Origin of the sequence: Viridibacillus sp. NPDC093762 (genome assembly GCF_050279675.1) — a bacterium.
Lineage (GTDB): Bacteria > Bacillota > Bacilli > Bacillales_A > Planococcaceae > Viridibacillus.
Map to the genome: position 1 here is coordinate 89111 of NZ_JBNNUK010000013.1, position 9890 is coordinate 99000.

Annotated in this window: 8 protein-coding genes; 2 read left to right on the forward strand and 6 right to left on the reverse strand. The window is 29.2% G+C overall.

The window, feature by feature from the left end:
• Positions 1-23 precede the first annotated feature (23 nt).
• From ACQKM9_RS15710 to ACQKM9_RS15725, 4 genes are all read right to left on the reverse strand, one after another.
• A complete protein-coding gene (locus ACQKM9_RS15710; protein WP_427735285.1) occupies positions 24-788 on the reverse strand; it encodes a hypothetical protein in 765 nt (254 codons plus the stop codon).
• Positions 785-1423: an ABC transporter ATP-binding protein gene (locus ACQKM9_RS15715; protein WP_427735287.1), complete on the reverse strand. Its 639-nt coding sequence runs from the start codon at positions 1421-1423 to the stop codon at positions 785-787. Before ACQKM9_RS15715 ends, ACQKM9_RS15710 begins: the two co-directional genes overlap by 4 nt.
• Entirely contained in the window at positions 1423-2247 is an 825-nt protein-coding gene (locus tag ACQKM9_RS15720) for a hypothetical protein (protein WP_427735289.1), read from the reverse strand. The genes ACQKM9_RS15715 and ACQKM9_RS15720 overlap by 1 nt, the downstream gene beginning before the upstream one ends.
• A 164-nt stretch (positions 2248-2411) precedes the next feature.
• The gene (locus ACQKM9_RS15725; protein WP_427735290.1) at positions 2412-2771 is read right to left on the reverse strand and encodes a hypothetical protein; all 360 of its coding nucleotides are present in this window, start codon (positions 2769-2771) and stop codon (positions 2412-2414) included.
• A gap of 563 nt (positions 2772-3334) precedes the next feature.
• Here ACQKM9_RS15725 and ACQKM9_RS15730 point away from each other — a divergent pair.
• Together ACQKM9_RS15730 and ACQKM9_RS15735 are read left to right on the forward strand one after the other, a co-directional pair.
• Complete coding sequence (locus tag ACQKM9_RS15730) at positions 3335-3979, forward strand: hypothetical protein (protein ID WP_427735292.1); 645 nt, start codon at positions 3335-3337, stop codon at positions 3977-3979.
• 28 nt (positions 3980-4007) lie between these two features.
• Positions 4008-4640, forward strand: coding sequence for a DUF3885 domain-containing protein (locus ACQKM9_RS15735; protein WP_427735293.1), 633 nt, complete (start codon positions 4008-4010; stop codon positions 4638-4640).
• An 860-nt stretch (positions 4641-5500) separates the two neighbouring features.
• Here ACQKM9_RS15735 and ACQKM9_RS15740 read toward each other — a convergent pair.
• Both ACQKM9_RS15740 and ACQKM9_RS15745 read right to left on the reverse strand, forming a co-directional pair.
• Positions 5501-9448, reverse strand: a complete 3948-nt coding sequence (locus tag ACQKM9_RS15740) for a hypothetical protein (protein WP_427735295.1) — start codon at positions 9446-9448, stop codon at positions 5501-5503.
• Between the two features lie 307 nt (positions 9449-9755).
• Positions 9756-9890 (reverse strand): IS3 family transposase (locus ACQKM9_RS15745; protein WP_427735302.1); only part of this gene is annotated, 135 nt, incomplete at its 5' end.

Genomic DNA, 9890 nt, shown 5'->3' on the forward strand with positions numbered 1-9890 from the left:
TCTAAAAACTCTTTTTAGCCCCATTATTTTTTGGTTCTCCCTATGCTCAAATTTGTAGTGCGAATCATACTATATATAATAAGTAGCAAAATGAGAACATATAATTCATTTAATATTGTTAATAGAAGAAGTGATGTCCCCTCTTCATGAATAGCTAATTGCATAGCGGCACCAGGGATATAACCTTTTCCTGTTATATTTGTTTTAAATGCAATGGCTAAAAATATTGGGAAAACGATACTACAACCAAAGGCTACAAGCGTACTTTTACCATAAAACGATCCAAGTAAACTTAAACTAGCAATAAACAATAGCGCCCACCAATCAAGAAGAAATCGCAAACCGATTATTAAAATAGGTGAATTTCCGCTTTCGAAAAATGGATGATAATTAGTGACGGTCACTAAATCGAATTTAAACAATCCAATAATGACTGTCCAAAACAATATGGAAAAGATTATATATGAAACAACCATTACCATTAGCAACGTGTAAGCACTAAACAATTGTTGTCTTTTTTGTAAACGCATCATTGTGTATATTCCAAAGTTAGACCATAACCATTTCGTTACATCAAATGTTATTAGTGCAACAGAGAATGGAGCAACTATATACATAACAATTAAAGAGCCGCTCATCTCTAAAAACCAATCATTCCAAGACATACTCTCCGAAGACAATAGATACACAGGTTCAAATATAAATGTTACGGTGCCAATTAATACAAAGGTGGCTATTAGTCTTACCCAATGCGTTTTTACAAATAGTTTGATCACATGCTTTATCATACCGGCACTACTTCTTTAAGTTTTCCTTCTTCTAACGCATAAACTCTATCGCAAAGAAGCTGCACCTCTTCCCTATCGTGAGATATGACAATAGCTGAGGAGCCGTTCGTACATCTTTCTTTTAATAGTTGATAAAAAATCTGTTTACTCTCTTCATCTAATGCATTCGTTGGTTCATCCAATAATAATAAATCGGGACGTTCCATAAATGCTTGAACGAGTCCTAGTCGTTGGTTCATTCCTAAAGAATAAACCTTGACTGGGTCTTTTAAATCTGGATTGAGTTTAAATTGTTCCATCAACTGACGAATCTCATTTTCACTAATGCGTTGCTGAATACGAGCAAGTAAAATTAGGTTTCCAAGCCCCGATAAACTATCAATAAAACTAGGTGTTTCAATGAGAATACCAATATTTTTAGGAAAGTCACCAATCCGAATTTTTTGCTCATTAACGTAAACTTCTCCTTGATCCGCATACATTAATCCGGCTATCAATCTCAATATGGTGGTCTTTCCAGAACCATTCGGTCCAACAATTCCTACAATCTCATTCTCATGAACTTCTAAATCAATTCCGTCTAATATCGTTCGTTTCTTAAGTCTTTTATGTACTTGATTTAATTTTACATTCACTATAAAATGCCTCCTCTCTTTCGTTGCCAGTTCCATGCTGCAATTAATGCCAAACCATAAATCAATATCATTCCAACGCTTAGACCTAGATTTAAGTTAAATGCTTGCCAGCCGGTTTCATTTGGATAAGCAATCATTATTCGATTTGTAATTCTTTCTGGGGAATAATTTGCAAGAGAGCTGTATCCAAGCCCTATACTAAGTTCTGCTACAAGCTGTGGGAAAATCACAAACCAAATGAAAGGATATACTATTGTTTGCCATAAGCGTGTAACAAATTGCATTAGTAATAATGAACCGATTGTATACCCTGCTGCATACAGTAGTTGGAAAAACAATAGGGTTAATGTCGTCATAATTGGTCCGAAAATTCCATCTAATCCATTTGAAATGAGAATTGGATCTACAACAAAAATAAATCCATGTTTTAGTACTAATAAAACAATTGAAAATACATCGGTAATTAATATGAAAGCAATAACAGTAGCAAGTGTTACAGAAAGCATTCGTTTCGTATAGCCTTTAAAGCCTTCACGAATAATACTCCAAAAACGGACATTGCTTAATTGTTCTTTCGCATTTATTTGCATCGTAATCAAGATGACAAAGAGAATCATGACGTAGGGGAAATATGGTCCAAAAGTTGATCCTACTCCAAAGAAGGGTTCAAATAAAATGGAATTAACTCCTCCCCAGCTATCATCTAAGCTAATTTTCCAATTCGAAAGTAAGTTACCAACTGAAAGTACAGCAATAAGAATTTGTAGCAAACGATTCGTTAAAAAAGCATCCCCTACCTGTGAAATTACTGTAGTATTCTTCATCATATACACCCCTTTGCATTATATGTATAAAATATAGATAAGAGTTCCAAACACTTAATAATAGATTTTCTATAAATAAGAAAATGTATCTCAAATTTATCAATTTTCTATAAATAAGAAAATGTATCTCAAATTTATCAATTTGAGATACATTTTATTTTTGTCTAAGGTGCCCACTCTAAATACACTTGGTTTGTATACCATGTTTGTGACTTAAAAGTTGCATGTATAGTTGCACCCTTAAGTGATGTTTCATGGTATTGTGCGCCTTGCTCTGCCCCTCCTATCCAATATCGAATTGGACCGGTACGACTACCATCTTTAAGTTCAATCCATGATGTAATATCATATGTAGGTTTCTTAACCCATGTACCTTGAGTGTCGGATGCTGCTGTTCTATTAATAGTACTCCAATCCCCTGTGCGTGGCAGAGTGATCGTATCACCATACCAATCAGCAGCAAAAGCAGAAATAGGAACTACAATAGTTAAAATGGTAAATAATACAATTATTGTCTTTTTCATCAATATTCACCTTCTTTTTACAAATAATAACATAAAGATATGAAAATGTATATAAAAGATAATTTTTATAGTGTAATATGTTTCTTCGCAATAAATTTTGATGAATTAACTAGATAAAACATGCTATACGGGCAAAAATTAAAACCATTTTGAAAAAAACGATTAAAACACACTTTAATATATTCATTGAATCATTATTTAAGTCTGTACTTTTATTTTGCATTAAGCAGATCAAAAAAATTTTTTCCCCCAAAAAAAACCGTTGATTCCTCAACGGTTTTCTTGTCTTTCATATGGAGACGGCGGGAGTCGAACCCGCGTCCAGAAACTCCAATACTCAAGCTTCTACGCGTGTATCTTACAAGGCAGAGGTTTCACGCATACGTAGCCAAACCTTGTGGCATCTAGGTTTATCTCTCTCCAATTGTATTTTTATGATTTTTTTGTTAAAAATCAATAAAATGTACATAATATTGGATTTTATTTAAAAATTAATGTATTATTTTATTAATGTCCAAAAATATTAATTGATTGGACATCAATATTAAAGGGTGGTTATATTTATGAATAAGAGAAATAAATCTATTATTGGTATTTTATCTGGAACAATGTTGTTTAGCTCGGTTTTAGGAACTGTTACATTTGCTGAGGAGGAGAGTAATGCTTCTTTTGATACAGTTTATCAATGGAATACTAGTATTGAAAGTATAGAAATCGAGGCAAACGACGTAGAATTCATTAATAAAAGTATTGAAGAACAACAAGATAATGACCTATTAAATACGAACGATAATATTTTAATGATGCGTGCCGTGGCCGTACAACCAGGAATAGGGAGCTTGATTACTACTATTAACGTTGTAGGCGTAGGAGCTGTTCATATTTATACAAGCGGAGTTGTGATTGCAGGAGTTGTAGCTAAAGCTGGTAGTGTGTTATATAATTCTGTAAAAGATTATGTTGTTCCTTACGTTATAGGTGCTACAATTCCTAATTCTCTAAAAAAAGATGGAAATACTGTTGATTTAGGTAGTTTTAAAGATAAACATGGAAATACTCCACTAAATAAAAATTCTGGTACATTTAATAATGGAAAGTGGAACGTTTCGAAAGATACAGCTAATCACGGTGGTAGAAAATGGAAATTAAAAAAAGATGACAAAAGAAAAGCATCTCTCGATGAAAAAGGTAATATAATAGCAGATTAAAGTAAATAAAAGAAGGAGAATTATTAATTTGAAGTTAGATAATTATTTAAACAAAAAATTTCCTGATTTAAAATTAAAATTAGGTTTGTTTTATGAGTACCCTATTGGAATTAGATTTGAACTTGGTTGTGAAGAGCAATTTAAAGATAATGATGTTAATTATCGAAGTGAAGTTTATAAAAAGTCTATAACAATATTTAGAGATTTATTTGATGTGGATGATGAAATTTTTATTGTGACGAATGTACATACTGAAATTGAAAAAGAAGCACCTGGTAAATTAAAGGTATATTCAAATTATATAAAAAATAAAAAAACATTGTATAGTTTAAATACAATGAAAAAGCCTAATGTGGATGAAGATGATTATTTGAACACTCATCAATTTTGGTTAAAATGTAAAGTTTCAGATGTGGATTATGTAGGCTTGATAAAAGCTGTTTGTAATCAAGATTTAGGCATTAAACCATTTATTTCTCACGATGTCTTCTTTGTAAATATAACAAAACAATTAATATTTAATGTTTATGATGATAGAGGCTGTGATGTTGTGGCTACATCTTTAAATGTTTTAGAAAATGTTTATCATTTACACGAGGATTGGATATTATCTTATGATAAAAAAGAAATTGATAAAAGATTTAAAAATATAGATTATTAAGTATCACAGGCAAATGGAAGAAGGAGAACTCTTTTAGTTCTCTTTTTTTTTGAGAATTAAGAAGTTGATAGGTGCGAATACTTCGATGTTCCGTCCTTGCTCTTTTGCATGTGCCTACATGTGTTGGGCGGTAGCCCAATGAACCTTCCCCATTCTATGCTTTATGTGCGTTCCAAATGGATATTTCATCAACCAGTTTTATTAGTTATTACTTAATAAGTAATTAAATAGCAGAAACCTGTGTAACCTCCACTTTATTTATGACTACGTTGTTAGTAACGCTTATATAAGCGTACATAAAGTGGAGGGTTTTCTGTTATAACCTTATTACTTTTCATCAGATTACAAGTAGACTTGGAGTGGAATAGGTACGTATAGACATGTTACCTGTCGGTAATTAAATTATTTATTCCCTTTTACTCTACTTATTATTAACCTTTTCAAACTCTTTAACTTTGCCATAAAATGTTGTCCTTTTTAACCCCACGTCTCGCATCATAGCAGTAGCTGTTATTTCTCCAGCCTTCCAACTTGGATAAAGTTGTCTAAACTGCTCTTTTTGATTTTCTGTCTATCCTACTCGTGGTCTACCAGCTGCATCGATTCCTTCTCTTTGTCTCTGCTTTAGTGATTACCTTTCCTATTGTGTTTTTTTAGAAACTTGATGAGAGAAAGGGTGAAACTTTGTACGAGAAATAGTTGATGAAAAATTAGATGTAATCTTTTTCAAGAAGAGAGAAGTGAATAAAGTGAAAAGAAGATAACTTCAACAAAAAAACGCTTGAACTTTCATCAGTTACTTGGTAAACATACTGCACACAAAAAAAACATTACCAATTTCTCAGTAATGTTCTTATGATTTATTTTCGTTTGTTGTTAACGTATATTCCTGTATTTTCATTACAATAAACAGTAGCAGTGGCATTCTTTTTTTCTAAATACTTCATTAGCTTTTCAGTCCATTCATTGTATTTAAATTTCTTATTATTTCCATTACCAATTTTAATTTCGTTAAATGGTGGTTTTAAATTACTAAGCAATTCATAAATTTCTTCTCTTTTTAGCTTCTTAGTATTAATATACCAATATAAAATAATCGATATATTTTGTTGTTGTTTATAGGATTCTATTATTTCCCTCTCATTATATAACTCCAACAAAGACGTATACCGTTCTTCATTTATTAACCAATTAAGAAATTCGCCTTCTGGCTTAAATGTATTAAAATTATATAGATTTTTAATTAATTCATCGCTTAAATTTCCTTTTGTTAATATATTAAATTCATCTTGAGAAAAGTCACTGTTATTAAATAATTCTTTCTCATTTTTCTTAGTATACGACAAAGCAAACTTTTCGGAAAACTGTTCTAACACTCTAAAAATTTGTATATCCCAATAGTCTAATTCTTCAATTGTACTTTCAATAACAGAATCTTCAATACCCTCATTTGCTAAAGCAAGAAAATATGAGGTATTAGCTTCTCTACCTTGCCATTTTAGATTTAGTTCTGCATCTAGTGGAATTGTTGCACACGTCTCATCTAGCACAAATTGATCCGTTACTTTAGAAGATACATGTTTAAAGTACGTTATTCTTTCTTCATCATCAAAATCTAATTTACCTATTAATTCCTCCGACCAAGGTAACAAGCCTTCTGAATTTAAATGTAGTAAATCGTCCTTGATTTCATCGTATTCATAATTTTTTAAGACATCAAATAAATACTTTAATAATAATTCATTGTCATCATATTCACTAATAAATCGATAAACCTCTATATCCCAACCTAATACTTTTATTAAAGAAGAAAGCTTATCATATAGATTTTCATCTGTACTTTCTAATAAATCATTTGGTACTGTGATATATCTTTCTGTATCTTTGAATAGATTTTCCATCGCTTTTCCACTCACGATTTCAGATTTAAAGAACTCTTCTGTAATCAGATTAAAAGCATCAACTGAAATTTGATTTATTTCATTCTTATGTTGTAACAATTCATTCCAATTCGATTTATTACTTAATACTGTATCTAAACTTACTTCCTCTTCCTCGTATTCCTCACGACTAATTAGAGAAATTATATTATTAATATTACATTGCATTTTGTCTAGACTAATTAAATTTTTAACTGAATCTATTTTTGAAATATCTTCAATTCTATTATTACATTTCTTAATTAGTTCATATTTCAAACTTCCAGCTAATTCTTCATCATTAAGTAAGCTGATTAGCGTTTCTTCCTCTTCAGTATAACTACCTAATTTCAAGATTACACTTTCAATAAACTCTTTAATATTAGCTTTTATATATTCATTAATTAAATCGTTATCAAATACGTTTTTTATATTAACCTTTTTTATCACATGTTGAATATTTATTGAGCTTATTTCGAAGTAATTGTGTTTAGCTACATAATCTTTTATTTTTCCATCTACAGAAGTAATATTTTTAAATTTAATATTTAAGTCTTCTAACATTTGTTGAATTGCTTCTATATTACAGTTATCATAAATTTTCTGTGGTTCTAACTGTTCAATAAATCCTTTCATCAATTTCAATGAATTTTTATCATTTATGAATAACCAACTATTTATTATAGAATAAGCATACTTTTCTTTTCTTGGAGTATCTAAATTAACAGTGATATCTTCCAATACTTTAAAACCTAATTTATTTGCTTTAGAAATAAGAGCACCAATTCCATTAAAATTTCCATTATCACTCATATATTCAATGAATCTTAAGTAATACTCTTTACCAATTTTAGAATTAAAGATAAGTTCTACCATTGCATTGAATTTTTCATGTTGTGTCTGTCTATTTTCAATTAAAAATTCTAATAAGTTACGGTTAAACACACTTGGAGAAGATATTTCTTCAATTTTTATTCTATTTATAACTTTTGTTACATTTTTTAAATCTAGATTTTCGTCTTCTGCTAAACCATTTCGAATAGCTTTAAGAAGTTTATTATCATTATTAGACAAGCTACCTTCATAAAAATATGATAAATAATCTTCATAAGATTCATCAATCCAGCCATTACGAATTAAAAAATATAATAAGTCATACTCTTTTTGCATCTCGTCTAAAATTTTTTCACTATTCATATAACCATTTTTTATTAAAAATGATATAGAATTTAATTTTATTATTTTTATTTTTTCCTCTAAATCTTCTTTTTCCCTTATTAAACTATTCTCTTTTTCCTTATAATAGATTGCTCGGTATCTTTCTAGAAAATTCATTTTGCTTGATATCGAAAAAAATCCTAATCCATTGAATATCTCTGCATTTCTATTAAATGAGTAATGATATTGTAAATTAAAATCATTTCCTAACTCTAAACAGCTTTCAAATAACCCTTCAAACTTAAATTTTGAACTATTATTTTTTGTAATTGTATTTTTTGTAATTCCTTCTGAATTTATTACATCTATTTGAGTTATGCCATTTAAATCTTTTTCTAGATAAAATAACGTAGCAATCTCTTCAGAACTATAAGTTTCTGAAATAATTCCTAAATCAATTTGATTTTGAATAGTTTCAATCTTCTTCTTAATTTTGTTTATAATCAAATCCTTTATGTTAAGAATTTCATAAACCTTTCCCTTATTACTTAATAAACTTGAATAGTCACCTGGATAAATGTTTTTATATACAACAACGGCAAATAATCCATCTGCCGTTATACCATTATTCACCAACGCATTTTTATAAACTTTATACTCATTGCAAATATTTATTAATATACGCATATCATTAATATATAATGCTATGTCTTCAATAAATTCGATTGATAAACCAACTAATTTACCATCTGATTGAAATTCCCTTTTTAGTCTTTTAAGTAATAAATTTTCTGCATTAGAACTATGTACAATTTTAACCGTTGGAATAATGAAGTCAAAAAACTTGGTTCTGTTATATATCTCATGAGAACCATCTTTATTAATAAATAAATCATCTTTTAAAGCATATATAAATACAATATTTTGCTCTGACAACTGTTTTGTATTGTTTAATATAATGTTTAAACTTTTTAATCTTTCATATATACTAATATTTTCAAATCTATCTAAATCCTCAAATATTACATACTGAAACTTAGATTGCTTAAAAAAATAAATAATTTCGTCTAAATATCTATTGAATACCGTGTTATTTTCCTTTGTAACTACCTCGATAGATGTGCTTCCAAATCCAAATTTACTTAATCCTAATTTTTGGAATATCAAAATGCAAATATATATGAAATATGTATACACTGCCACTAAGAATATTCCTATAAGTACTATCATTGCTGTATAGTTTAAGTCACCCGAAATAAACTTACTATATGCTTTAGGTAGCCAGCTAAATTTAAACATTGAATAAGTTATTAAACTCATAATGAGCATAAAAAATATCGTAGCTAGTGTTTTATACTTATCTAAGTCAAAAATTCTTGTGAATTTTGAGAATGGTATCTTATCGGGTTCGATTTTGTAAACTAACTGCTGTAGTATTTGTTGTTCTAAAATATTTTCGAGAGGAACATCTGTATCTTGACTCTTATTATTAGTAGTAGCATCTTTTGTATCATTACTAAATGTTGCAATAGATATTTTTACAGTCTTATCTTTAATTTCTTCTTTTTTAATAAACGTATCAATTAGACTACTTTTACCAGCTCCATAAGGGCCCGTTATAGCTATGTTTTTATTATTTTCATTAGAAATTGCCCAGCTCATAGCGTCTAAAAAAGGTTTCTTATTATTATCTTCTATATCTATATTAGGCACTAAACTCTCAAATTCCAATCAGGACCACCTCCAAATCTATTATGTAAAGAAATAAGAATAAGTTTAAAGAAGTTTTACTCTCCATAACTTTTAAATGTTCGTTGTTTAACATCTTCGGAACATTTGCAATTATAATTATAACAGCAATTTGGAATAATTAGCATATTATTAAATCCATTTAACTAACAATAGAAATATAAAAAAGCAACTATTCTTTTTAGAAATAGTCGCTTTAGTTCTAGTTCCTCAAATTTCTATAAGGTAAATATGAGATTCTTTATATACATTGGATTTAAGTCAATATATTGGACACAAAAAAGTTAAGTCAGGCTGTTGCTCGACATAATTTTTCTAATTCAGCTGGAGTTAAGTAGTTGATTGCTCCGTGAATTCTTTTGCGATTATACCAACTTTCAATGTACTGAAAGAGTGACAATTTTGCAGTTTCAAAGTTCAAATA